21 protein-coding genes and 1 pseudogene are annotated in these 25189 nt (G+C 71.0%); 17 read left to right on the top strand and 5 right to left on the bottom strand.

Annotated features, from left to right (window positions below; translation table 11 throughout):
• Positions 1–114: 114 nt before the first annotated feature.
• The 5 genes from AC0VX0_RS10465 to AC0VX0_RS10445 all read left to right on the top strand — a co-directional run bounded on the left by AC0VX0_RS10465 (position 115) and on the right by AC0VX0_RS10445 (position 4581).
• Complete coding sequence (locus AC0VX0_RS10465) at positions 115–588, top strand: signal peptidase II (RefSeq protein ID WP_230297579.1); 474 nt, start codon at positions 115–117, stop codon at positions 586–588.
• A 326-nt stretch (positions 589–914) separates the two neighbouring features.
• A protein-coding gene (locus tag AC0VX0_RS10460; RefSeq protein ID WP_102708792.1) for an IS3 family transposase occupies positions 915–2089 on the top strand; the annotation gives its coding sequence in 2 pieces (ribosomal slippage) (positions 915–1199 and positions 1202–2089; 1173 coding nt in all).
• 433 nt (positions 2090–2522) lie between these two features.
• Entirely contained in the window at positions 2523–3188 is a 666-nt protein-coding gene (locus AC0VX0_RS10455; protein ID WP_036313851.1) for a biotin transporter BioY, read from the top strand.
• Positions 3185–3946, top strand: a complete 762-nt coding sequence (locus AC0VX0_RS10450) for an energy-coupling factor ABC transporter ATP-binding protein (RefSeq protein ID WP_036313854.1) — start codon at positions 3185–3187, stop codon at positions 3944–3946. Before AC0VX0_RS10455 ends, AC0VX0_RS10450 begins: the two co-directional genes overlap by 4 nt.
• A complete protein-coding gene (locus AC0VX0_RS10445; RefSeq protein ID WP_036313856.1) occupies positions 3946–4581 on the top strand; it encodes an energy-coupling factor transporter transmembrane component T family protein in 636 nt (211 codons plus the stop codon). The genes AC0VX0_RS10450 and AC0VX0_RS10445 overlap by 1 nt, the downstream gene beginning before the upstream one ends.
• Positions 4582–4620: 39 nt before the next feature.
• On the opposite strand, the gene AC0VX0_RS10440 is transcribed toward AC0VX0_RS10445, so the two are convergent.
• Positions 4621–5073, bottom strand: coding sequence for an acyl-CoA thioesterase (locus AC0VX0_RS10440; RefSeq protein WP_049147545.1), 453 nt, complete (start codon positions 5071–5073; stop codon positions 4621–4623).
• A gap of 125 nt (positions 5074–5198) precedes the next feature.
• On the opposite strand from AC0VX0_RS10440, the gene AC0VX0_RS10435 reads away from it, so the two are divergent.
• Complete coding sequence (locus tag AC0VX0_RS10435; RefSeq protein ID WP_036313859.1) at positions 5199–6020, top strand: hypothetical protein; 822 nt, start codon at positions 5199–5201, stop codon at positions 6018–6020.
• 6 nt (positions 6021–6026) lie between these two features.
• Here the strand turns inward: AC0VX0_RS10435 and AC0VX0_RS10430 are convergent, their stop codons facing one another.
• The 3 genes from AC0VX0_RS10430 to AC0VX0_RS10420 all read right to left on the bottom strand — a co-directional run bounded on the left by AC0VX0_RS10430 (position 6027) and on the right by AC0VX0_RS10420 (position 10049).
• A complete protein-coding gene (locus AC0VX0_RS10430; protein ID WP_036313862.1) occupies positions 6027–8558 on the bottom strand; it encodes an HAD-IC family P-type ATPase in 2532 nt (843 codons plus the stop codon).
• Positions 8559–8651: 93 nt separating this feature from the next.
• Positions 8652–9218 carry a DinB family protein gene (locus tag AC0VX0_RS10425; protein WP_010080071.1) on the bottom strand — a complete coding sequence of 189 codons (567 nt, stop codon included), beginning with the start codon at positions 9216–9218 and terminating at the stop codon, positions 8652–8654.
• 225 nt (positions 9219–9443) lie between these two features.
• Entirely contained in the window at positions 9444–10049 is a 606-nt protein-coding gene (locus tag AC0VX0_RS10420; RefSeq protein ID WP_073117265.1) for a TetR/AcrR family transcriptional regulator, read from the bottom strand.
• Positions 10050–10267: 218 nt separating this feature from the next.
• On the opposite strand from AC0VX0_RS10420, the gene AC0VX0_RS10415 reads away from it, so the two are divergent.
• The 10 genes from AC0VX0_RS10415 (at position 10268) to AC0VX0_RS10370 (ending at position 23292) form a co-directional block, all read left to right on the top strand.
• Positions 10268–11950 (top strand): long-chain-fatty-acid--CoA ligase, encoded by a 1683-nt coding sequence (locus AC0VX0_RS10415; RefSeq protein WP_073117266.1) that lies wholly within the window; start codon positions 10268–10270, stop codon positions 11948–11950.
• Between the two features lie 45 nt (positions 11951–11995).
• Entirely contained in the window at positions 11996–13210 is a 1215-nt protein-coding gene (locus AC0VX0_RS10410; protein ID WP_036313873.1) for an acetyl-CoA C-acetyltransferase, read from the top strand.
• A 46-nt stretch (positions 13211–13256) separates the two neighbouring features.
• A complete protein-coding gene (locus AC0VX0_RS10405) occupies positions 13257–15434 on the top strand; it encodes a 3-hydroxyacyl-CoA dehydrogenase NAD-binding domain-containing protein (protein WP_376174566.1) in 2178 nt (725 codons plus the stop codon).
• On the top strand, positions 15431–16282 hold the full coding sequence (locus AC0VX0_RS10400; protein ID WP_377636585.1) for a CoA transferase: 852 nt from the start codon (positions 15431–15433) through the stop codon (positions 16280–16282). The genes AC0VX0_RS10405 and AC0VX0_RS10400 overlap by 4 nt, the downstream gene beginning before the upstream one ends.
• Positions 16283–16328: 46 nt before the next feature.
• Positions 16329–17510, top strand: coding sequence for an acyl-CoA dehydrogenase family protein (locus tag AC0VX0_RS10395; RefSeq protein WP_069941810.1), 1182 nt, complete (start codon positions 16329–16331; stop codon positions 17508–17510).
• A gap of 39 nt (positions 17511–17549) precedes the next feature.
• Complete coding sequence (locus tag AC0VX0_RS10390; protein ID WP_223247476.1) at positions 17550–19130, top strand: long-chain-fatty-acid--CoA ligase; 1581 nt, start codon at positions 17550–17552, stop codon at positions 19128–19130.
• A gap of 83 nt (positions 19131–19213) precedes the next feature.
• Entirely contained in the window at positions 19214–20308 is a 1095-nt protein-coding gene (locus AC0VX0_RS10385) for a S66 family peptidase (RefSeq protein WP_069941811.1), read from the top strand.
• 1 nt (position 20309) lies between these two features.
• Entirely contained in the window at positions 20310–20930 is a 621-nt protein-coding gene (locus AC0VX0_RS10380; RefSeq protein WP_051995213.1) for an AMP-binding protein, read from the top strand.
• A gap of 260 nt (positions 20931–21190) precedes the next feature.
• On the top strand, positions 21191–22432 hold the full coding sequence (locus AC0VX0_RS10375; RefSeq protein ID WP_223247475.1) for a DNA cytosine methyltransferase: 1242 nt from the start codon (positions 21191–21193) through the stop codon (positions 22430–22432).
• 32 nt (positions 22433–22464) lie between these two features.
• A complete protein-coding gene (locus AC0VX0_RS10370; protein ID WP_197458584.1) occupies positions 22465–23292 on the top strand; it encodes a hypothetical protein in 828 nt (275 codons plus the stop codon).
• A gap of 136 nt (positions 23293–23428) precedes the next feature.
• On the opposite strand, the gene AC0VX0_RS10365 is transcribed toward AC0VX0_RS10370, so the two are convergent.
• Positions 23429–24772, bottom strand: a complete 1344-nt coding sequence (locus AC0VX0_RS10365; RefSeq protein WP_044658726.1) for an IS256-like element ISMlu11 family transposase — start codon at positions 24770–24772, stop codon at positions 23429–23431.
• Between the two features lie 71 nt (positions 24773–24843).
• Here AC0VX0_RS10365 and AC0VX0_RS10360 point away from each other — a divergent pair.
• Positions 24844–25188, top strand: a pseudogene (locus AC0VX0_RS10360) (very short patch repair endonuclease); the annotation flags it as partial.
• Between the last annotated feature and the right edge of the window lies 1 nt (position 25189).

The following is a 25189-nucleotide window of genomic DNA, read 5'->3' as shown; positions in this document are numbered from 1 at the left end:
GGTACCTGCCAGCGATTTCACAGGTCGCGCCGGGGTCAGCAGATCCACTGAGGCGCCGGGAAACGGGCGCATCGCGAAAGGACACGAATGAACCACCGGCGCAGGTACCCCCTGGTGCTCTTGACCATTGCGATCGGGGCCGGCGTAGTGGTCCTGGACCAGGTGACCAAGTGGTGGGCGGAGAACAGCCTGTCCACGGGCGAGCGAGTCCCGCTCCTGGGTGAGCTGCTCGGGCTCCAGCTGGCCTACAACCCCGGGGCGGCCTTCTCGTTCGGGGCCAACTCGACCTGGATCTTCACCATCATCTCGGCGGTGGCGGTCGCCGCGGCGATCTGGTTCACCCTCCGGGTCCGTACCGTGTCCTGGGCGATCGTGATCGGGTGTCTCGGCGGCGCGGTGACTTCCCACCTGGGTGACCGGCTCCTGCGCCCACCGTCATTCGGGCAAGGCCACGTGGTGGACTTCCTCGCCTACGGGAACTGGTTCATCGGCAACATCGCGGACATCTTCATTGTCGGCGGGGCGCTGGCCGCGGTCCTCCTGACCGCCACGGTGCCCGACCGGGGCACCGTCGACGTCGCGCGATAACCACTACTAGGACTCCCCTCCGCGGCCCGCTGCAGTCGGTCCCCCCTAGGGAGTCAACCTGCCGGCGCCGTACGAGACCACACGGTGATCTTGGCGGGGTGGGGCGGTGCGACAGGTGGGTGGCACGCCTCGACGCCGGTCGGCGATGGAGCAGAAGCCCCGGCCCTGGGAACGACAGACCATATCCGCGTCCCGACCCCGGTGCTCCTGACCCCTGTGGTCAAGGGGCCGATCGTGCACAGGCCGACGGCCGAGGGAGGGACTGACGCACGTACAGGTGACATACGATCTGTGGTGTTCCCACACCACAGGGAAGGATGTGCACCATGCCCGCCCCCTACCCCAAAGAGTTCCGCGATGATGTCGTCCGGGTCGCGCAGAACCGTGAGCCCGGCACCCATCTGAAAGACATCGCGAAGGACTTCGGCATCTCCGAGTCCTGCCTGACGAACTGGATTCGCCAGGCCGATATCGAAGCAGGCAACATCCCAGGCACCACCAAGGCCGAGGCCGAAGAACTCCGCGCAGCCCGCCGCAGGATCCGGCTCCTCGAGCAGGAGAACGAAGTCCTACGCCGCGCCGCGGCCTACCTCTCCCAGGCGAACCTGCCGAAAAAATGATGTACCCGCTCGTGTCCGAGCTCGCCGCCGACCAGATCCCGGTCGCGGTGTCCTTGCGGGTCCTCAAGCTCGCCCGCCAGCCCTACTACCGCTGGCGGGACCAGCCCGTCGCCGTTTCTGAGGTGGAGCAGGCCTACCGGGCCAACGCCCTGCACGCCGCTCACCTGAACGATCCGGAGTTCGGGTACCGGCTGCTGCGGGACGAGGCCGAGGCGGCCGGGGAGCGAATGGCCGCCCGTACTGCCTGGCGGCTCTGCCGCCAGAACGGGTGGCACTGCGGGTTCGGGGCCAAGCGTGGCAAGTACGGGACCCGCCCAGGCCCACCCGTGCACGACGACCACGTCCGCCGGGACTTCTCTGCCGAAGCTCCGAACCGGCTGTGGCTGACCGACATCACCGAGCACCCCACCAGTGAGGGCAAGCTCTACCTCTGCGCGATCAAGGATCTCTACGCCGGCAGGATCGTGGGGTACTCCATGGCCGGGCGTATGCAGGCCTCGTTGGCCGTGAACGCCCTCGAGCAGGCCGTGGCACGCCGCGGCGGCACCGATGCGGTGGCCGGGTGCATCGTGCACTCGGACCGCGGCTCGCAGTTCCGCTCGGCCCTATTCCAGGACGCCCTCACCACCCACGGGCTGATCGGGTCCATGGGTCAGGTCGGTGCTGCCGGGGACAACGCGGCTATGGAGTCCTTCTTCGCGTTGCTGCAGAAGAACGTGCTGGACCGACGCGACTGGGACACCCGGGACGAGCTGCGGGCCGGGATCATCACCTGGATCGAGCGGACCTACCACCGCCGCCGCCGGCAGGTGCGCCTGGGCCGATTGACGCCGGTCGAGTACGAGTTGATCATGGACCACACGCCCGCAGACGCGGCGTGAAGACGGCTGTCACCTACACGTGCACCAGTCCCCTATGACCCTTAGTCGATCGATGTTCAAAGGTCAAGACCTAAGTGACTCGTGGTCGTATGAAACATACTTGCGCGTTTGTGAAATCTTCGCTGCATCTCGACACATGGATCGAGCGTAGCGCCCGTGATCCCGTGCGCTGGTCAGGCGAGGGGCAGGAGGAGCCGATGTCAACCCTTCAGGGCCTGACCGGCGTATGAATCAAATTCGCGCGTTTCTGAAATCTTCGTTGCATCTCGACAACCGCTGCCTCGGTGTCGCCCCGGGAACGCACCCCGGCCGCCCACACCTCCGCCCCTGCAGTAGACTCCTGAACACTGTTCAACTCGTCGGGCACTCGCCATGCGCCCCGCGCCTCGGCTGAGCGCCCCCTCGCACTCGCTTCCGCACCAGGAGTCCCTCCATGAGCACTTCCGTGCCCTCGTCCCACGACGGCCACGTCCGCCCCGCGGCCACCACGACGGCGGACCGCCCCACCGACGCCGGCCGCCCCCGTCGCGGTTCCGCCGGCGGCAGCCTCGCGCGCATCGCCGTCATGACCGCGTTGATGGCCGTCCTCGGTCTGGTGCCGCCGATCGCCGTCGCCGGTGTGCCCGCCCCGATCGTGCTGCAGAACATCGCCGTGATCCTGGCCGGTGTGATCCTCGGCCCGTGGCGCGGGGCCGCCTCGATGGCGCTGTTCGCCGGCCTCGTGGCGCTCGGCCTGCCGCTGCTCAGCGGCGGCCGCGGCGGCCTGGGCGTGTTCGCCGGCCCGACGGCCGGCTTCATCCTCGGCTGGATCCCGTCCGCGCTGATCGTCGGCCTGATCTTCTGGGCCCTCACCTCCCGGGCCCGGCCCGGCCTCGGCGCCGGACGGGTCGCGCTCGGGGCGGCCGTCGCCGGGCTGATCGGTGGCGTCGTGATGGTCTACTTCTTCGGCGTGCTCGGCTTCGTCGGGATCGCCGGGATGGAGTTCGGCGCCGCCGTCCTCTCCATGGCCCCGTTCGTGCCCGGTGACCTGCTCAAGCTCGTCGTGTCCGTCATCCTCGTCGTCGGCCTGTGGAAGGCCTACCCCCGCGCCTTCCGATGAGCCCGGACCGTTCCGTCACCCTCACGGGCGTCCGCGTCGAGGCCGATGGCCCCGAGGGCGTCGTCGTGCTCCTCGACGGCGTGGACCTCACCCTCACCGCCCCGCGTGTGGCGGTGATCGGGGAGAACGGCTCCGGCAAGTCCACGCTGGCCCGCGCGATCGCCGGGCTGGCCGACGTCGTCGCCGGGGAGGTGACCGTGCACGGGGTGGACGCCGTCCGGGACGTGAAGGCGCTGCGCCGCACCGTCGGCTTCGTGTTCGCGAACCCGGCCGCGCAGATGGTCATGCCCACCGTCCGGGAGGACGTGGAGCTGACCGTGAAGTCGCTCAGGGACGACGCCGGCCGCCGCCTGACCAAGGACGACGTCGCCGCGCGCGTGGCCGCGGCGCTCCAGGAGCACCGGCTCACCGCGCTCGCGGACCGGGCGTGCCTGTCCCTGTCTTCGGGGCAGGCGCAGCGGCTGGCGATGTGCTCGGTGATGACCACCGGGCCGTCCCTGGTGATCGCCGACGAGCCGACCTCCCTGCTGGACGGCCGGCACCGGCGGATCGTGGCCGACCGGCTGCTGGCCGCCGACCCCTCCGCCCCGGACGGGTTCCAGCTGCTGCTGGTGACCCACGACCTCGAGCTGGCCCGTGCATGCGACGAGGCCGTGTGGGTCCACGGCGGCCGTGTGGAGCGGACCGGCCCGGCCGAGGACGTGGTCGAGGCGTACGAGCACTTCCTGGATCACGCCGTGGCGGCGGAGCTGCGCTGATGCTCTCCCTGTACATCCACGGCGACTCGCCCCTGCACCACGCCCGCGCCGGCCTCAAGACGGGCCTGTTCGCGGTGTGGGTGTTGGCCCTGACCCTGCTGCCACTGTCCCTGTGGACCGCGGGCGCCGCCGTCGTGGGTGCCGTGACCGCGTATCTCGTGGGCTTCGGGCTGCGGCGCGGTGCGGCGATGATCGCCTCCGACCTGCGCGCTCTGTGGCTGTTCTACGTGGTCCTGTTCGCGGCGCAGTGGATCTTCACCGACGCGTTCGCCGCCGGACTCATGGTGGCGCGCGTGCTCGGGCTCGTGCTCACCGCGCAGGTGTTGACGCGCACCACCCGGATCGCGGACATGACCGGGGCGGCCGAGGCGGTGCTGCGGCCGGTCGAGCGGATCCCGTGGGCGGGGCCGCGCCTGGCGCGGGCGGGGTTCCGCGCCGACCGCGTGGGCCTGGCGATGGGCCTGGTGCTCTCCTCGATCGGCCACCTGCGGGCGCTGGCCGAGCAGATCCGGCATGCGCAGGCCGCCCGCGGGGTGCGGATGGCGCCGTGGGCCTGGGCGCTGCCGCTGCTGGTGCTCAGCTTCAAGCACGCGGACGACGTCGGGGACGCCCTGGCCGCCCGCGGCATCGACTAGAGCCGCCCGCCCCCGGACCGCGTGGGGCGGCGGGCCGGCTCAGAGGGGGTTGTCCAGGGGCAGACGGTCGCGGTCGTAGGTGATCTCGGTGAAGCCGTGGGGCACGGGCTTGCCGTCCTCGCCCAGGGACACGAACACGATCTTGTCGATGGTCAGGATCATCTCGCCGGTCACGATGTTCCGCACCTTCGCCCGCATGGTCAGGGACGTGCGCCCGAACTCGGTGGCGCGCAGGCCCATCTCGATCATGTCGCCCTGCTTCGCCGAGGCCAGGAAGTTGATCTCCGAGATCAGCTTCGTCACGCACCGCGGGTTGCCCAGCTGCAGGGTCGCGTAGATGGCCGCCTCCTCGTCGACCCAGCGCAGCAGCGAGCCGCCGAAGAGGGTGTTGTTCGCGTTGAGGTCCTCCGGCTTGACCCACTTGCGGGTGCGGAAGTTGACGTCGTCGTGGGCGGCGCGGTCGGCCGAACGGGTGAAGAGCGTGGAGTCCATGGCCCCACGGTAGAGCGACGCCGACGCCGGCACGAGGGAGGGCGCCCGATGCGGAGACGTGCTCGAGCAGGCCGTAGGGTCGCCGGAAGGGATCCGCAACGGAGCACACAGGAAGGACCCGGCCGATGACCATCCGCCCCCACTCCGACCCCGTCACACCCGACGCCACCTGGCGCGATGTGCCGGTGCTCGGCTTCACGGTCGCGGCCGGCATCGCCGTCCTGTTCTGCCTGGTCTGGCTGCTCCGGGACGGACTCACCACCGACTACACGTGGGGGCTGCTGCTGTCCCCGGTGCTCATGAGTGTGCCCGGGGCGGCGGTGATGGTCCTCTGGGAGCGGCTCCTCGCCCGCGTCCCGCGGCTGGCCGCCACGCTGGTGGCCGTCGCCGCCCTCCTGGCCCTCGGGCTGGTGCTCGCATGGTGGCTCGTCGAGGTGAACGCGCAGACGCACCTGTTCACCGGGAGCACGTTCTGGCTGCTCGCCGTCGCCCCGGTCTGCGCGGGCCTCGCCTGGCTCGCGCACCGGCTGCTCCCGCCGGCCCGCCGGCCCGTGGGGGAGCCCCCCGCCGCCCTCGACGACGACGCCTGGGCCCGCCGCCTCGCCGGCGTCCTGCGGCTGCGCAAGGACCTGCCCGACGCACGGGTGGCCGAGATCGTCCGTGACGCGCGGGCACGCGGGGCCGCGGCCGGGCGCCCGCTGGCCGAGGAGCTCGGCTCCCCGGAGTCGTACGCCGCGGGCTTCCAGAAGGACCGGGTCGCCGCGCCCCGCCGGCGGGCCTGGGCGGTCACCGCGCTCGTGCTGCTCATCCTGGCCACCCGTCTCCCGGGCGTGGTGGCCGGGGAGCGGCTCAGCGCGTGGGACGTCGCGTACCTGCTGGTCGCCGTCGTCGTGCTGGTGTGGACGTGGCTCGACTACCGGGCCGCCGTGCGTCGCGCCCGCCGCTGAGGGGTCTCAGGCCCCCGCGGCGGCCAGCACCCTCGCCACGTGGCGGCGGTGCACCTGGTGGATGACCTCGATCAGTCCGCACCCGAGCGCGGCGACCACCAGCGCGGCCACGAGCACGTCCGTGGGCGGGACCTCCATCCGGTGGTACCAGCGGGAGGCCGGCACCAGCACGACGGCGGCCAGCACCGCGTACATCGCCAGGATGAGGACCACCACGCGCGCGCTCAGCGGCCGGGACATCACGCTGAGCACCCACAGGCCCAGCAGGGTCAGGGTGATCATGAAGGCGGCCTGCTGGCGGGGCAGGTCGACGTCGCCGGCGGTGAGGCGCACGTACGTCTGCAACGTCACCATGGACAGCAGGATCACCGCGCCGGAGGGGATCGCGAACCGCAGCGCCCGCCCCAGGAAGCCGGGCACGTAGCGGCGCGGGTTCGGCAGCAGGGCGAGGAAGAACGTGGGTGCGCCGATCATGATGAAGTCCACGGTGGAGGCCTGCCGTGGCAGCAGCGGGAACTGCCACGCGAACAGGGAGAACACCACGCCGAACAGCAGCGCGTACGTCGTCTTCGTCAGGTAGATGTGGGCGAGCCGCTCCATGTTGGCGATCACCTGGCGGCCCTCGCCGAGCACGCGTGGCAGGCGGTCGAAGCGCCCGTCCAGGAGCACCATCCGGGACACCGCCTTGGTGGCCGGGGCCGCGTTGCCCATGGCGATGCCCAGGTCCGCGGTCTTCAGGGCCAGGGCGTCGTTCACGCCGTCGCCGGTCATGGCCACCACGTGCCCGCGCGACTGCAGCGCCTGCACCATCGCCTTCTTCTGGTCCGGGCTGACGCGGCCGAACACGTCGTGCTCGGCCATCACGTCGGCGAGCGCGCCGGGGTCCTCCGGCAGGGTGCGCCCGTCGTAGGCCTGGCCCGCCACCTCGAGACCCACCTCGCGCGCCACGGCGGCCACGGTGCGCGGGCTGTCCCCGGAGATCACCACGGTCCGCACGCCCTGCGCGTGGAAGTAGTCGAGGGTCTCGGCGGCGTCCGGGCGCACGTTCTCGCGGAACGTCACGACGGCGACCGGGACGCCTCCGGCGGGCAACGCATCCCCGATCAGGGGCTCGTCCGTGCGGGCCAGCAGCAGCACGCGGCGGCCGGCGTCCGCGTCGGCGTGGACCTGGGCGCGGACGGCCTCGGCGGCGTCGGGGCCCAGGAGCCGCTCGTCCACGAGGGCCTCGGGCGCACCGAGCAGCCACGTGCCGGCCGCGGCCCCGGCCTCCGGGCCGAACGCGACCGCCGACCACCGGCGCGCGGAGGAGAACGCCACCTGGGCCGCGGGGTCCACCGCCGGGACGGCCGTGAAGGGCTCGCGCAGGGCCGCCGCGGTGGGGTTCACGTCCGGGTCCGCGCCGAACCAGGCGAGCACGGCCCGAGCCCCGTCGCCGACCTCGGCCGGGGCGCCGTCGTCGTGGGCGTCCGGGGACGCGTCCGCCGAGGCGGGCGCGGCGAGCCGGTCGAACCGGACGCCGCCCTCGGTGAGGGTGCCGGTCTTGTCCAGGCAGACGGTGTCCACGCGGGCCAGGACCTCCACGGCGGGCTGCTCCTGGATGAGGACCTCCTGCTGGGCCAGCTTGAGCGCGGCCACGGCGAACGCGATGGTCGTCATGAGCGCCAGGCCCTGCGGGATCATGCTGGTCACCGCCGCCACGGACGCGATCAACGCGGGCTCCAGGGCCGCCTCGCGCGGCTGGGAGAGGGCGAGGGACCAGCCGCCGACCGCCGTCATCTGGCCGTGCACGATGACCGCGATGATCGGCACCAGGGCGATCGTCAGCCAGCGGGCCACCTTCTCCAGGGCGCCGCGCAGCTCCGAGTGGATGGCGGAGTAGCGGCGGGCCTCGGCGCTCAGCCGGGCCGCGTGCGAGGCCGAGCCCACCGCCGTCGCGCGCACCAGGCCCGCGCCGGCCACGACGGCCGAGCCCGAGAGCACGGCGTCCCCGGGGGTCTTGGGCACGGGGTCGTTCTCGCCGGTGAGCAGCGCCTCGTCCATGTCCAGGCCGTCCGAGACGAGGACCTCGCCGTCCACGGGCACCTGGTCGCCGCGGCGCAGCACCACGACGTCGTCCCGCACGATCTGCGCCATCGGCAGGGGCACGCGCGCCCCGTCCCGGATGACGACGACGTCGTCCTGGTGCAGCAGCGCGATCCGGTCCAGCTTCCGCTTGGCCGAGTACTCCTGGACCACGCCGATCACCACGTTGGCCACGGCCGCCAGCGAGAACAGCAGGTCCAGCCAGCGGCCCATCAGGATCACGACGACGGCGCACAGCGCGATCGCCAGGTTGAACAGCGTGAACACGTGCACGCGCAGGATCTGCCCCAGCGAGCGGGAGGTGTCCCGCGACTGGACGTTGACCAGGCCCGCGCCCTCCCGCTCGGCGACCTCGGCGGCGGTGAGCCCGGTGATCCCCTCCACCCCGGTGAACCCCAGGCCCGTCCCGCTCTCGGGGGCGGACGGGTGCGCGGACGCAGGGGAGGGGGAGGCCATGGCACAGAATCTACCCAGCCGGTGCGGGGCCGGGCATCCGACGAGGGGATGAACCCGGGTGCGACCGCAGGAGGGACTGCGGGTGGGGCGGGCTCACTCGCCGGTCTGGCCGTCGATCCCCTCGCGCAGCAGGTCGGCGTGGCCGGCGTGGCGGCCGTACTCCTCGATCATGTGGGTGAGGATCCACCGCAGCGAGACCGGGTCCCGCCCCTCCCGGATCCGGTGGGCGCGGGCCAGGGCCGCGGCGCCGTCGTCGCCGTCCGCCGCGAGCAGGTCCACCACGATCTGCCGGGACCGCTCCACCTGGCCCTGCCAGAGGGCGCGCAGGTCCGCCGCGGAGTCCTGCGCCGCGCTGTGCCAGTCCCAGTCGGGGTCGGCGTCGAAGTCCGCGCCCACCCAGGGGGCCGAGGTGGGCTCGCCGAGGGCGACGGCCTCGAACCACCAGAACTCGACGAACGCGAGGTGCTTGAGCAGGCCGCCGAGCGTCATCGCGGACGGGTGCCCCGGCAGCCGACGGTGCAGCGCGGCCGTGTCCAGGTCCGCCGTCTTCCACTCGATCGTGGCGCGCAGGAAGTCGAGGAAGCCCAGCAGGGTGGCGGCCTCGCCCGCGGCGAAGGGCGGCTCGGGGCGGCCCTGGTCGTCGTAGAACACGGTGGTCATGGCGGCCAGGCTACGCCCCACCCACGTTTTCGTTCGGGAAACGGCGCGTGCGGGGGCGGGGGCGCGGGCGGCCGGGGGGCGCCCGCGGACCTGGAACGCGTGCGGTCGCTTTGAGCCTGAAAAGTGCGCCCATACCGACCGCAGGCGTTCCCGGAACGGGCGGGCCGGCGTCGTCGGCCTGCCGGACGAGATGCACGACGCCCTCGCGGTCGGAGGCGATCCTGCTCACCGCGGCGGATCCACCACGAGCCGCACTCGCGGGCTCGCCTGCTCGGCGGCGTCCTCCTGGGTCTCGGCGATCCGGCGCCAGATGCGGTCCGCCGACGGGTCGACCATCAGGTGCCCCATCTGCCGGATGACGGTGCCGAACACGGACGTCGGCATGCTGCGCCGCGGGGCGAAGCCGGACCGGCGCAGGCGCTCGGTCTGTCCCGTGGTCAGGTCCACGAGGCGCTCCAGCAGGGACTCGGTCTCCCCGCCGGCCTCCAGCAGCGAGCGGCGCACGTAGGCCCCCACCACCGGGTGGTCGGCCAGCAGGGCCGCGAACGCCGCGTCGCGGGCGGCGGACACCTCCTGTGGGGTGCCCACGAGCGGGACCTCGTCGAGGGTCGTGGCGATCAGGCGCAGCACGTCGTCATCGACGGCGCGGGTCAGCCCCGCCTTGCTGCCGAAGTGGTGCCGCACCAGCCCGGGGGCGACGCCGGCCCGTTGCGCTATCTCGCGGACGCTGGCCATCTCGACCCCCCGCTCGGCATACAGCTCGAGGGCCGCCAGGCGCAGGCGCGCGGGGGAGGAGAGATCGTCCTGGTCGAAGGGCAGGGGGGTGTTCATCGGGTCCTCGGGGCTGGGTCGGCGGATGGGATGGCCCGTGGTCGGGAGACGAGGATGCGGGGGCTCGCTGAACCCTACGGCAGGGATCGAAACGACCCTCGCACCCTTCTTGCACGCTAGTGCAACATCGTGCTTGAGTGTGCAACACACGCCCAGTGAGGCATGTCACAGATGACTGCCGCCCGCCTCCGCGACCACCACACCTCCCAGGGGGACCCATGCAGACCACCGACACCGTCCTCGGCACCCCGTCCACCATGGGCGACGACGAGCAGCTCACCACCACTCGCCTCCTGCGGGACGCCGCCCGGACCTTCGGGGATCAGCAGATCATCCACACCCGCGGCGGCGGCTCCCCGTGGCAGACCACCACCTACGCGGCCGTGTGGGAGCGGGTGCGCCGCATGGCCGCGGCCCTGCATGCCGAGGGCGTCGGGCCGGGGGACCGGGTCGGCCTGCTGCTGTGGAACGACGTCCGCCACCTCGAGTCCTACTTCTCCGTCCCGCTGCTGGGCGCGACCATGGTGCAGCTCAACCTGCGCCTGGCGCCCACGGACCTGGCCTACGTGATCACCCACGCGCAGGTGGGGACGATCGTCGTGGACGAGACCCTCCTGGAGCTCGCCGCCGCGCTCGAACCGCACCTGCCCGGGGGCATCCGCTGGATCGTGGCCGGCGACGGCGAGCTCCCCGCCGACTGGGCCGGTCGCGGCGACGTCCTCTCCTACGAGGCCCTCCTCGACGGGCAGGAGCCGCTCGAGACAGCGGACCTGCCGAACGTGAGTGAGCGCTCCGCCTCCGGCGCCTGCTACACCACGGGCACCACCGGCCGTCCCAAGGGCGTCTTCTACTCGCACCGGGCCACCTGGCTGCACGCGCACGCCGTGGTGTCCACCCTGGGCATGACCATGGCGGACACCGCCCTGCTGCTGACCCCCATGTTCCACGCGCAGTGCTGGGGCCTGCCGTTCGCCGCCGTCGCCGTGGGCGCGCGCCTGGTGCTGCCGGGCCGGTTCAACCTCACGGACACCCCGTGGCTGACCTCCACCCTCGTGGACCACGGCGTCACCGTGGCCCCGGCCGCGCCCGCGATCCTCATGCCGATGCTCCACCACCTCCGCACCCTCGAGACGCCCCCACGGATGGACGGCGTGCGCCTGCTGTGCGGCGCGACCGAGCCCCCCGTGGCCATGATGCGCGGCTTCGACGAGCTCACCGGCGCGGAGGTCATCCACGCCTACGGGGCCACGGAGACCTCGCCCATCGTCTCCCTCAACCGCATGAAGCCGAGCCTCATGGACACCCTCTCCGAGGATGAGCGGTGGAACCTCAAGCGGTTCCAGGGCCTCGTCGTCGTCGGGGTGGACGTGAAGATCACCGACCCCCTGGGCGAGCTGCTGCCGCCCGGCGAGGAGAACGTGGGCGAGATCCGCCTGCGCGGGCCCTGGGTGACCACCTCCTACGCCGACAACGCCGAGGCCACCGAGGCCGGCTTCGACGACGAGGGCTACTGGCGCTCCGGGGACCTGGGCTACCTCTCCCCGGAGGGCTACCTCAAGGTCACCGACCGCCTGAAGGACGTGGTCAAGTCCGGTGGCGAGTGGATCTCCTCGATCGACCTGGAGAACCACATCATGACCGTCCCCGGGGTCCGCGACGCCGCCGTGATCGGCGTCCCCCACCCCCAGTGGGAGGAGCGCCCCCTGGCCCTCGTGGTGCGGGACGAGGACTCCGACGTCGACCAGGACGCCGTCCTCGCCGCACTCGCCGAGCGCTTCGCCACCTGGCAGCTGCCCGACGAGGTCCGCTTCGTGACGGAGATCGACCGGACCGGCGTCGGGAAGGTCAACAAGCGCAAGCTGCGCGCCGACTACGCCGACGCCCTCACCTCCGGCCGCTGACCGGCCCGCCACCTCCCCAGACCCACCCCGACCCCAGGAGACCCCGTGACCCAGGACGCCTTCCTCTACGACGCCCTCCGCACACCGCGCGGTGCCGGCAAGCCCTCCGGCTCCCTCCACGAGGTCAAGCCGATCGACCTCGTCGTCGGCCTGACCCACGCGCTGCGCGACCGCCATGAGGGGCTCGACCCCGCCGACATCGAGGACATGATCCTCGGCTGCGTCAGCCCGGTGGGCGACCAGGGCGCGGTCCTGCCCCGGGTGGCCGCCCTCAAGGCGGGCCTGCCGCAGACCGTGGCCGGCGTGCAGCTGAACCGGTTCTGCGCTTCCGGACTCGAGGCAGTCAACCAGGCCGCCGCCCGCATCCGCTCCGGCTGGGAGTCCCTGCTCGTGGCCGGCGGCGTGGAGTCCATGTCCCGCGTGCCCATGGGCTCCGACGGCGGCGCGTGGGCCATGGACCCGGCCACCTCCCTGGCCACCGACTTCATCCCGCAGGGCGTCTCCGCGGACCTGATCGCCACCCGTGAGGGATTCAGCCGCGCAGAGCTGGACCGCTTCGCCGCGCAGAGCCACCGCCGTGCCGCGGCGGCGTGGCAGGAGGGCCGGTTCGCCCGCTCCGTGGTCCCGGTGACGGACATGAACGGGATGACCGTGCTGGACCGGGACGAGACCATCCGCCCCGACTCGACCGTGGAGACCCTGGCCACGCTCAAGCCCTCCTTCGAGGCGCTGGGCCGGGAGGCGGGCTTCGACGCCGTGGCGCTGGAGAAGTACAGCTCGCTGGCGGGGATCGAGCACCTGCACCACCCCGGCAACTCCTCGGGCATCGTCGACGGCGCCGCGCTGACGCTGATCGGCTCCGAGGAGGCCGGCCGGCGGGCCGGGATGAGCCCGCGGGCCCGGATCGTCTCCGCCGCCGTCGTCGGCTCCGAGCCCACCATCATGCTCACCGGCCCCACCCCGGCGTGCCGCAAGGCCCTCGAGGTGGCCGGCATGACCGCCGCGGACATCGACCTCGTGGAGATCAACGAGGCGTTCGCGGCCGTGCCGCTGCTGCTGATGAAGGAGATGGGCTGGACCGAGGAGCAGACCAACGTCAACGGCGGCGCGATCGCCATGGGCCACCCCCTGGGGGCCACCGGCGCCATGATCCTCGGCACCCTCGTGGACGAACTCGAGCGGCGCGACCTGCGGACCGGCATCGCCACGCTCTGCATCGGCGCCGGCATGGGCGTCGCCACGATCGTCGAGCGCGTCTGAGCGCCCCACCCACCCGACCGACCAGCACGGCAGGAAGAGCACCGGCATGAGTGAGCACATGATCACCTGGGACCAGGACGCCGACGGCGTCGTCACGCTGACCATGGACGACCCGCAGGCGCGGGTCAACACGATGAACGAGCGGTACCAGGACGCGATGGACGCCGTCGTGGACCGCCTGGAGGCGGAGCGGGACACGGTGACCGGCGTCGTCCTGACCAGCGCGAAGAAGACCTTCTTCGCCGGCGGCGACCTGGACTCCCTGGCCCAGGCCGGCCCCGAGGACGTGGAGTCCGTGTTCGCGCTGACGCAGCGGGTCAAGGGCCAGCTGCGCCGCCTCGAGACCCTCGGCCGCCCCGTGGTCGCCGCGATCAACGGCACCGCGCTCGGCGGCGGCCTGGAGATCGCGCTGGCCTGCCACCGGCGCATCGCCGTGGACGACCCGGGGCTGAAGGTCGGCCTCCCGGAGGTCACCCTGGGCCTGCTGCCCGGAGGCGGCGGCATCACCCGCCTGGTGCGCATGGTGGGCGTGGAGCGCGCCCTGATGGACTGGCTGCTGCAGGGCACCGCCCGCGACGCCCGGGCCGCGATGGAGAAGGGGATCCTCGACGAGGTCGTGACCGACCCCGCGGACCTGGTGCCCGCCGCCAAGCGCTGGATCCTGGAGCACCGCGACGACGCCGACGCCGCCGCGAAGCCCTGGGACGTCAAGGGCTTCAGGATCCCCGGCGGCACCCCCGCCCAGGCCTCCTTCGCCTCCCGCCTGCCCGCGTTCGCCGCCACCCTGCGCCGGCAGCTCCACGGCGCGGACCTGCCCGCCCCGAAGGCGATCCTCAGCGCCGCGGTGGAGGGCTCGCAGGTGGACTTCGACACCGCCTCGCGCATCGAGACCCGGTACTTCGTGTCCCTCGTGACGGGCCACACCTCCTCCGCCATGATCCAGGCGTTCCACTCGGACATGCAGGCGCTGCGCTCCGGCGCGGCCCTGGGCGGTCCCTCCCGCGAGCGCAGCACGATCACCACGGCGGCGGTGCTGGGCGCCGGGATGATGGGCGTGGGCATCGCCCACGCGCTCGCGCTCAACGGCGTGGACGTGATGCTCAAGGACGTCAGCCTGGAGGCCGCCGAGCGCGGCCGTGAGCGGGTGGGCGCCCTCCTCGAGGGGCGCGTGGCGAAGGGGCGCATGAGCCGCGAGGACGCCGACGCCGTCCTGGCCCGCGTGCAGCCCACCGAGGACTATCAGGACCTCGCGCACGTGGACGCGGTGATCGAGGCCGTGTTCGAGGACGTCGAGCTCAAGGACTCGGTGTTCGCCGAGGTGGAGAAGGTGGTCGGCCCGGACACCCTGCTGTGCAGCAACACCTCCACGCTGCCGATCACCCTGCTGCAGGGCCCGCGGGAGCGCTCCCAGGACTTCATCGGCCTGCACTTCTTCTCCCCGGTGGACCGGATGAAGCTCGTGGAGATCATCCGTGGTGAGCAGACCTCCCCGCGCACGGTGGAGCGCGCCTACGACCTGGTGCAGCAGATCCGCAAGCTGCCCATCCTGGTCAACGACGGGCGCGGCTTCTACACCTCCCGCGTCTACGGCACGCTCGTGCTCGAGGCCGCGGCCCTCGTGGAGGAGGGCGTGGACGCGCAGCGGATCGAGCGGGCGGCCCGCCACGCCGGCTTCCCGGCCTCCCCGCTGGCCATGATGGACGAGGTCTCCCTGACCCTGATCCAGCACATCCGCCGCGAGGAGGAGAAGGCCGTCGCCGAGGCCGGCGGTGAGCGTCCGGTGCGTCCGGGCGAGCGCGTGGTGGAGCGCATGGTGGACGAGTTCGGCCGCCCGGGCCGCGCTCAGGGCGCCGGCTTCTACGAGTACCCGGAACAGGGCCCCAAGCACCTGTGGCCAGGCCTGGCCGAGCACTTCGCCACCGGGGCGGACGTGCCCGAGCAGGACCTGCAGGACCGCCTGCTGTACCGCATGGCCATCGAGACGGCCCGCTGCTTCGACGACGGCGTCCTCACCGACGCCCCCTCGGCGAACCTCGGCGGCGTGTTCGGCATCGGCTTCCCGCCGCACACCGGTGGGCCAGTGACGTTCATGACGCACCGCGAGGGCGGACCGGCCGCGTTCGTGGCCCGCGCCGACGAGCTGGCCGACCGCTACGGCGAGCGGTTCCGTCCCGGCGGCACCCTCCGGCAGCTGGCCGAGCGAGGCGAGGGGCCGGGCCGATGAGCGCCGCACCGCTGGCCGGGGTGCGCGTGGTGACCATCGCGCTGAACCTGCCCGGGCCCGTCGCCGCGGCCCGCCTGCAGGAGCTGGGCGCCGACATCGTCACGGTGCTCCCGCCCAGCGGGGACCCCGTGGCCACCCTGGTGCCGGCCCTCTACGAGGAGCTGCACAGCGGGCAGTCGGTGCGCACCGTGGACATGAAGTCCCAGGCCGGGGCTGCCGAGATGGAGCAGATCCTGGCCGAGGCGGACGTGTTCCTCACCTCCCACCGCTCCGGGGCGCTGCGCCGGCTGGGCCTGGACGCCGACGCCGTCCGCGCCCGCCACCGGCGGATCTGCCAGGTGGACATCACCGGATACGACGGGGACCGCACGGACGTGCCAGGCCATGACATCAACTACCAGGCCGCGGCGGGCCTGCTGGCGCCGGGGGCTCCACCGCGGATCCTCGCGGCGGATCTGCACGGTGCCGAGCGGGCCGTCTCCGCCGCGCTGGCCCTGCTGTGGGCCCGCGGCGCGGACGGGGACGGCGGGCATGCCACGGTGGCGCTCGCCGATGCGGCGCACGCCCTGGCCCTGCCCAACCGGCACCGCATGACGGGCCCGCGCAGCCCCCTGGGCGGGGCCCTGCCCCACTACGGGGTGTATCCGGCGGCCGAGGGCCATGTGGCCGTCGGCGCGCTCGAGCCGCACTTCGCGGCCGCGCTTGTCGAGGGCCTCGGGCTGGACGCGGACGGGGACGTCCGCGCGCAGCTCACCGAGGCCCTCTCCCGGCACGACGCCGCCCACTGGCAGGCATGGGGGGAGGAGCGGGGCATCCCGCTCACCGCCCTGGCCAGCCCCACCGCCTGACCCCCACGACTCAGCACCCCCCTCGAACGACCTCCAGGAGCCCCTCATGACCACCACGGATTCCCGCACCCGCTCGCTGATCGACGTCGACGTCCTCGAGTACCACCGCCTCCTGACGCCCGAGCAGCAGGAGGAGCTCACGGAGATCCGCGCCGCCCTGGCCGAGATCGTCACCCCGCACGTGGCGGAGGCCTGGAGCCGGGACGAGTTCCCGCACGAGATCGCCCGCCGCGTCGGGGAGCTGGGCTACAACCACATCAGCGGCATGACCGAGGACCCGTTGTTCCGCGGGCACCTGATGGCCGAGCTGGCCCGCGCGGACATCTCCCTCAGCGTGTACTTCGCCCTGCACAACGACCTCGTCGGGGCCACCCTGGAGGCCCTGGGCTCGGAGGAGCAGAAGCAGACGTGGCTGCCGGGCCTGTACGCGATGGAGTACACCGGCTGCTTCGCGCTGACCGAGCCGGAGCACGGCTCCGACGTCGCCGGCGGCATGGCCACCACGGCCCGCCGAGAGGGGGACGAGTGGGTGATCAACGGGGCCAAGCGGTGGATCGGCAACGGCACCATGTCCCGCATCGCGATCGTGTGGGCCCGGGACGAGGAGGACGACCAGGTCAAGGGCTTCATCGTGGAGACCGACACCCTCGGCTACGAGGCCACCAAGATCGAGCACAAGACCGCGGTGAAGATCGTCCAGAACGCGGACATCACCTTCACGGACGTGCGCATCCCGGCGGAGAACAAGCTGGAGAAGGCGAACACCTTCGCGGACACCAACGTGATCCTGCTGGGCTCCCGCAACGGCCTGGGCTGGCAGGCCGTGGGCGCGCAGCAGGGCATCCTCGACGCCGCCCGCCGCTACGCGCTGGAGCGCACTCAGTTCGGCCGGCCGATCGCCGGGCATCAGCTGGTGCAGTCCCTGCTCGTGCAGATCGCGGCCAACCTGGCGGCCACCCTGGGCATGGCGCACCGGGCGGTGCAGCTGGAGGCCACCGGCGAGGTGTCCATGACGCAGGCCTCCCTGGTGAAGCTGAAGACCTCCCAGATGTGCCGCGAGTCGGCCGCGCTGGGCCGCCAGATGATGGGCGGCAACGGCATCCTCGCCGACGTCGGGCTCGGCCGGTTCTTCTGCGACGTCGAGGCGATCTTCACGTACGAGGGCACCTACGAGGTGAACTCGCTGATCGTGGGCCGCGGCCTCACCGGTCACTCCGCCTTCCTCTGAACCCCCTCCGACGACCGCCCCACCAGATCAGGAGCCACCGTGACCACCTCCGAGACCCCCGACACCTCCGCGACCACCCACGGCCGGCCCACCGAGCGCCGGGGTCATGTGGCCGAGCTGCTCTCGGCCACCGTGGCCCGGCAGCCGGATGCCGTGGCCCTGCGGATCGGCGAGGCCCGCATGACCTACCGCGAACTGGACCAGGTCACGGCCGCGACGGCCGGCTGGCTGCGCCACCGCGGGGTGGGCCCGGGGGACCGGGTGGCCGTGCTGCTGCCCAACGTCCCGGCCTTCGTGGCGGTCTACGAGGCGCTCATGCGCCTGGGTGCGGTGATGGTGCCGCTCAACCCGCTGTTCACGGCCCGTGAGCTGGAGTACTTCCTCGAGGACTCCGGGGCGCGCGTGCTCTGGGCCATGCCCGGGCTGCCGGCCGTGGACGAGGTGGCCGGGAACGTCGACGTCGAGGTGGTCACCCTGGACCTCGAAGCGGTCGGGCGGGAGTGCGCCGCCGAGGGCATCGCCCCGGTCACGGAGATCACCCTGCGGGACCCCGACGACGACGCCGTCCTGCTCTACACCTCGGGCACTACGGGGCGGCCCAAGGGTGCCCGGCTGACGCACACGAACCTGCGTTCCAACGCCATGGCGACGGCGACCGGCCTGGGCCGGCTCGGCCCGGACGACGTCGTGTTCGCGGCGCTGCCGATGTTCCACGTGTTCGGGCTCTCGGTGGTGCTCAACGGGGCGGTGTTCGCCGGGTCCACCCTGTCCCTGATGCCGCGGTTCGTGCCGGAGGCCGCCTACGACCAGCTGCAGGACCACGGCGTCACGTTCCTGCCCGGCGTGCCCACCATGCACGGGGCGTTCCTCTCCGTGGCCCGGGCCCGCCGTGAGGCCGGGGCCGAGCCGGAGGACTTCTCGCGGCTGCGCATGCCCCTCTCCGGCGGTGCGAGCCTGCCGGTGGAGACGCTGCGCGCGGCGGAGAAGCTGTTCGGCGTGCCCGTGTTGGAGGGCTACGGCCTGTCCGAGAACGCGGGTGCGTGCTTCTTCAACCCCGTGGACGCGCCGACCCGCCCGGGCACCGTGGGCCGGCCGGTGGACGGCTTCGAGTTCCGGATCGTCGCGATGGACGGCACCGAGGTGCCCGAGGAGGACCTCGAGACCTCCGGTGAGCTGCGCATCCGGGGCGAGGGCATCATGGCCGGCTACTGGGGCCGCCCGGAGGACACGGCGGCGGCGTTCGACCAGGACGGCTGGTTCCGCACCGGGGACATCGCCCGCCGGGACGAGGCCGGGTACGTGATGATCGTGGACCGGCTCAAGGACGTGATCATCCGCGGCGGCATGAACGTGTACCCCCGCGAGGTGGAGGAGGTCCTCTACGAGCACCCGGACGTGGTCGAGGCCGCCGTGGTGGGTGTGCCGGACGAGCGGCTGGGCGAGGAGATCGCCGCCTTCGTCTCGCTGGCCCCGGGCAGCGCCGTCACGGGGGAGCAGCTCCAGGCGTTCGCGGCCGAACGGCTGGCCCGCTACAAGCAGCCGCGGGAGGTGACCGTCCTGGACGGGCTGCCGAAGAACGCCACGGGCAAGATCCTGCGCCGCGAGCTGCGTCAGGGGTGAGGGGCGTGTGGCGGTCTGGACACGGGTGGTCTGGTCTGAGTGAGAGGAACGACGGACAGATGGCCTCTCGCTACGCTCCCGGTATGACTCAGCCGCTCGTCCACCCGCCCAAGGCCCAGCCGGGCGACAGGATCGCCGTCGTCTCGCCGTCGTTCGCGGCTCCCGGCTTCGCGCCCGCGGTGCACGAGCAGGCGATGCGCCGCCTGGCCGAGGTGACCGGACTGGTGCCGGTCGAGTACCCCACCACCCGGCAGCTCGGGGCGAGCGCCGAGGACCGGGCGCGGGACCTGAACGCGGCGTTCGCGGACCCCCAGATCCGGGCGGTGATCGCCACGGTAGGCGGGGAGGACCAGATCACCGTGATCGGCCACCTGGACGCGGACGCAGTGCGCGCGGACCCCAAGCCGTTCCTCGGCTACAGCGACAACACCAACCTGCACCAGTGGCTGTGGGCGAACGGCGTGGCGAGCTTCTACGGAGGCTCCACCCAGGTGCACCTGGGGCCGGGGCCGGCTGTGGATGAGGTGCACGCCGCGTCCATGCGGGCCGCCATGCTGACGGGAGGGCGGCTGGAGATCACGGAGCCGGGGGAGTCGGAGGACCACGGCGTCGACTGGCTGGACCCGCGGGCGCTCACCGAGTTCGGCGAGCGGGATCCGGTGCCGTGCCCGCACGACGACGGCGCGCGCGGCGTCGGCGAGGGCGCCTCACCGTGGCGCTGGGCCGGGCCGCGGCGCGCGGTGACCGGCCGGACGTGGGGCGGCTGCCTCGAGGTGCTGCCGTGGGTGATGGCGGCCGGCCGCGGGCCTGCGGACATGGCGGTGCTCGAGGGCGGTGTGCTGCTCATCGAGACCAGCGAGGAGCTGCCGAGCGCCGGCGAGGTGCGGCGGCTGCTGCGGATCCTGGGGGAGCGCGGCGTGCTCGGCGCCGTGGACGCCGTGCTGGCGGCCCGCCCGCCGACGAGCTCCTTCGAGGCGCCGCGCGGTGCGGAGGAGCGGGCGCGGCGGAGCGCGGAGCAGGCCGATGTGGTGGTGGAGGAGGTCGGGCGCTACAACCCGGACGCGGTGGTGTGCGTGGGCGTCCCGTTCGGCCACACCCGGCCGCAGTGGGTGCTGCCGCACGGCGGCGTGATGACCGTGGATGGGGTGGAGAGGCGGGTGTGGGCGGAGTTCGGGTGAGTTGATCGGCGCGCTGCGCTACGTGCTTTCTGGCGGCGCGCCACTGGCCGTGGAGACGCTGCGGGAGGCCGAGGCCGAGGCGGCCTTCGGCGTGCCGGTGCGCGAGGCCTACGGCCTGTCCGAGTCCTGCGGGCCCGTGTGCTTCAACCCCATGGACGGCCCCAGCCGCCCCGGCACCGTGGGGCGGCCGCTGGAGGGTGTGGAGTTCCGCATCGTCACCCCGGAGGGCGTGGAGGTGCCGGAGAGGGACACCGAGACCCCCGGCGAGCTGCGCATCCACCGGCCCGTGGTCATGTCCGGGTACCTGGGCCTGCCGGAGGCCGGGGCCGCCGCGTTCGACGACGACGGCTGGCTCCGCACCGGCGACCTCGCCCGGCGGGACGAGGAGGGCTACTACCGGATCGTGGGCCGGCTGAAGGACATCAACATCCGCAACGGCTACAACGTGTACCCGCGCGAGGTCGAGGATGCGCTCTATGTGCACCCCGACGTCGCCGAGGCCGAGTTCTCCGCGTTCGTGCGCGAGCGCCTACTCTCGTACAAGGGGCCGCAGCCGGTGACGCTCATGGACTCGTTGCCGAAGAACGGGACGGGGAAGATCGTGAAGGACCTGCTGCGGTGAGGGGCCTGATCTGACTGGTTGGACGTATCCCAAGGGCGAGTGGAGCCCCGCCCCGATCTTCACGACGGTGGACAAGAACCCTGAGCTTGTCATTAGGCGTGCGGTCCGCACCGAATGAGGAGAACCTTGAGTGCGGTGGACCGCTCGTGGGCAGTTTCGCCTAACGTGTCCGGGGTGCGCGAGACGATGGCCTCAGACAGCATCTCACCGTCCCGCGGCTCCATGTGGGGCCGAGCTGGACACGGGTAGAGTCGTAGGTCATGGCCCACCAGGCCATGCAGAGAGGTAGGCGTCGTATGGTCCACTTGACGGGTCTATTCGCAGGTATCGGTGGCATTGAGCAGGGCTTCCACAATGCGTTGGGATCAAAGGTCGAGACAGATCTTCTGTGTGAGTCTTGGGCCCCTGCTCAAATCGTTCTGAAGAATCGGTTTCCCGGTGCTGAGCTGCACCCAGACGTTCGAGAGCTGGCATCCCTGCCGGAGGCAACTGACATACTTTCCGCTGGGTTCCCCTGTCAGGATCTCTCACAGGCAGGTCGAACTGCGGGCATTCGCGGGGAGCAGTCCGGGTTGGTGACGCATTTGTTCGAGCTGCTTCGGCGTCGCATCTCTGCTGGACGACGACTTCCCACACTGCTCATTGAGAACGTCCCCAACATGCTGGCCCTCGACAAGGGTGCTGCGATGGAGTTCCTGGTCCAGGAGATGGAGACCCTTGGATACTCTTGGGCTTACCGGGTCGTCGACACTCGTTTTACGGGACTGCCGCAGAGGCGCCGTCGTGTAATCGTTGTTGCCTCGGTGAACCTCAACCCGTCGGAGGTCCTTTTTGCGGACGAGGCGGCGTCACGCCCTGATGATCATTATTCCTCCGACGCCTTTGGATTCTACTGGACGGAGGGTAAGGGTGGATTGGGGTGGGCACCCGACGCGATTCCGACGCTCAAGGGTGGCTCCACGATCGGCATCGCTTCACCTCCTGCCATTTGGGTCCGTGGCGCGGAGGACGCCACTCGCGCCTTGGTGGTGCCGAGGGAAGCAGAAATGGAATCATTGCAGGGGTTCCCCCGCGGGTGGACTGATCTCGACTTCGGCTTGAGCGCTGCGCGGACGCGCGGAACCCGGAGCAAACTCCTTGGCAATGCAGTCTCGGTGCGTGTTGCAGAGTGGGTGGCTCGGCGAGTCTTCGCGCCAGGCGAAGTGGTGTGCCCCTCCGTCGATTGGGGCTCATCCAGGCAGTGGCCGAACGCTGCTGCTGGTATGGGCGGGAAGCGATGGCGAGTGGAGGCCAGCGAATTTCCCACTCTGGAACCGTATGAGCACTTGCTGGAGCATGTTGACGTGTCGTCAGCCCCGGCGTTGAGCCGGCGTGCGGTGTCGGGTTTCCGTTCGCGCCTTCTCCAGGGGAACTTGGGCCGATATCCGGGATTCCGCGAGGCTGTGGCTGAGGCGGACAGGGCATTGACTGAAGATCAGCTGATTACCAAGTTGGAGGCATGAACGTGTTTGGCCCCGATATTCTGGCTCGAACCATGAGCGAACCGGCAGACCCCACCAAATATGGAATTCGCTGGCAATATCATTCTCGATCAGATCGTCATGGAAAAGTGGCCAGTTGGGGCGTCGCCTTCGACTTGCTTCGCTCGTCGAGTGTGATGCGGCAACATGCCCGCGACGGCAAGATTGTCCTTGGTGTCAATCTGAAGTTGAGTGATTTCGAAACGAAGAAGAGCAAGGTGCTTGACTTGGTCATCGCCCGACCAGGAGGAGCGGCGACATCGGCCCGCGGCGAGTCCCTGGTCTCTCTCGCGCAGCGCTACAACATGAACCTCTCCGGAGAAGAGATGGGCGAGCTGACGTCGCTACCAGATATTCCTGTGGCGCCTGTCGGGTCGGTTCTGGTGGCTCTAGAAGCTAAGGCCACGATGACTGCTCACGTCAAGTCACTTCCGCGTCTTCATGATGAATTGACCAGTTCCCACATCTCTGTACACGGTGAGAGCCAGACAGCCTTGGCGATTGGATACGCACAGGTTAATGTCGCAGACGTGTTTGTAAGTTCTAACCCTGCAAACGTTGAGCGCATTCATCTCGGGCAGGAACCCGTTGTCACTTCTCACAAGCAGCCCGGTGATTGTCAACGGGTGTTGGACACCCTTAATACTCTTCGGACTCGTTCCAGTTCCATCGGTATCGGTTTTGATGCAATTGGCGTAACTGTCCTCGACCTTCGGAACGATGACAGTCCTGTGAAAGTCGTTCATTCCCGACCCGCACCGCAGCCGGGGGACGCTTTTCACTACGACTCGATGATCATGCGCATGGCCACGCGCTACGACACGCAGTTCAGTGGGATCTGAAGACAAAGGCAACAACGGAAGATCTTGGGCCTCCAGCTGTGCAGCGCGGAGGATCATGGTCGCGAACCGAGCGCGGGACACCAAGCCTGAGCTCGCCGTTCGCGGGCGTGTCAACTTGTCTGTGTAAGCGGGGTGGTCACAGGTAGGGGTTGATCCGGTCGGGGTAGGCCGCGGCGAGCTGGGCGAGGGCCTGCTTCCAGTTCGTGACGGCCTGACCTTCGACGAGCCGGCCCTGGGCTTTGCGCTGGCCGGCGGGTTTGCCCCGGTCCCGAGCGCGTTCGGCGGCGCGTTTGTCTTCGATGTTGCAGATCGCCAGCCAGAGCAGCTTCACCGCCGCCTCGGTCGAGGGGAAGTGGCCGCGGTTCTTGGTCACCTTCCGTAGCTGGAAGTTCAGCGACTCGATGCTGTTGGTCGTGTAGATGACCTTGCGGAGCATGGGTGGGAACTGCAGGAACGGGATGAACCGCTCCCAGGAGTTCGCCCAGGTCGCGGCTGCAGACGGGTACTTCGTGCCGAGCTCGGAGGCCTCGAACTCGGCCAGCGCCTTCCTCGCGGTCTCTTCGTTGGGGGCGGTGTAGATCGGCTTCAGCGCGGCGGCGACCTTCTTGCGGTCCTGGTAGGCCACGAACCGCATCGCGGCCCGGATCAGGTGAACCACGCAGGTCTGGACCATCGAGTCCGGCCACGTCGCCTCGACCGCCTCCGGCAGGCCCTTGAGCCCGTCGCAGCACACGATCAGCACGTCCTGCACGCCCCGGTTGGCGAGATCGGCGCAGACGTGGGCCCAGAACGCCGAGCCCTCGGTGTCCTGGACCCAGATCCCCAGCACGTGCTTGATGCCCTCGAGGTCCACGCCGACGGCGATGTAGGCGGCACGGTTGAGGACCTGGCTGTTCTCTCGGATCTTGATCCGGATTGCGTCGAGATAGATCACCGGATAGAACTCCTCCAGCGGCCGCGACTGCCACGCCAGGACCTCTTCGCTCACGGCGTCGGTGATGTTGGAGATCGTCTCGTGCGACAGGTCCGTGCCGATCGTGGAGGCCAGGTGGTGCTGGATGTCCCGGATCGTCATTCCGCCGGCATAGAGGCTGATGATCATGTCATCCAGGCCCCCGAGGCGCCGCTGGCCCTTGGGCACCAGGCGCGGGGTGAACGACCCGCCCCGGTCTCGCGGGACGTCCAGCTCGATCGGCCCGACCTCGGACTCCACGGTCTTCGGGGTGGTCCCGTTGCGGGAGTTGGCGTGCTTCAGCGCCTCGCTCGAGCCCTTCTCGTAGCCCAGATGGCTGGTCAGCTCGGCCTGCAGGCCCCGCTCGAGCGCGGCCTTGACCAGCGCGGGCACGAACCCGCCGTCACCGGTGAGCTCGACGCCGCCCGCGTCGATCTGCGCGAACAGGGCATCAAGCTGCCCTGAGGCTTTCAGCTGCTCGACCAGGTCCTGGCCCGAGGGCTCGCCTGGGTTCTTCTCGTCGATCATGGTCATGATTCTTACCGTTCCTCTCGGTACGGCTTACACAGACCATCTGACACGCCCCCGTTCGCCGTCTCCTCCATGCCGCCGGCCTCCGCTACCGGGTGAACGCGAAGCCGGAGAAGGACCTCCGCCGCACGGTGGACATCCTGTTCCGTCCCGCGCGCGTCGCCGTCCTCATCGACGGCTGCTACTGGCACGGGTGTCCCCAGCACTACATCGCGCCGAAGGCCAACGGCGGCTACTGGTCGGACAAGGTCGCCACGAACCGGGCCCGGGACCTGGAGACCACGCGCATCCTGACGGAGCGCGGCTGGCTCGTCCTCCGCTTCTGGGAGCACGAGGACCCGGCCGTCGTCGCGGAGCGAGTTGTCGCCGTCGTCAACGAACGGAGGCCCCGGCGAACCACCGGGGCCTCCTGAG

This window comes from Micrococcus sp. iso_26, from assembly GCF_056172975.1.
This window is presented reverse-complemented; position numbering and strand designations above follow the sequence as displayed.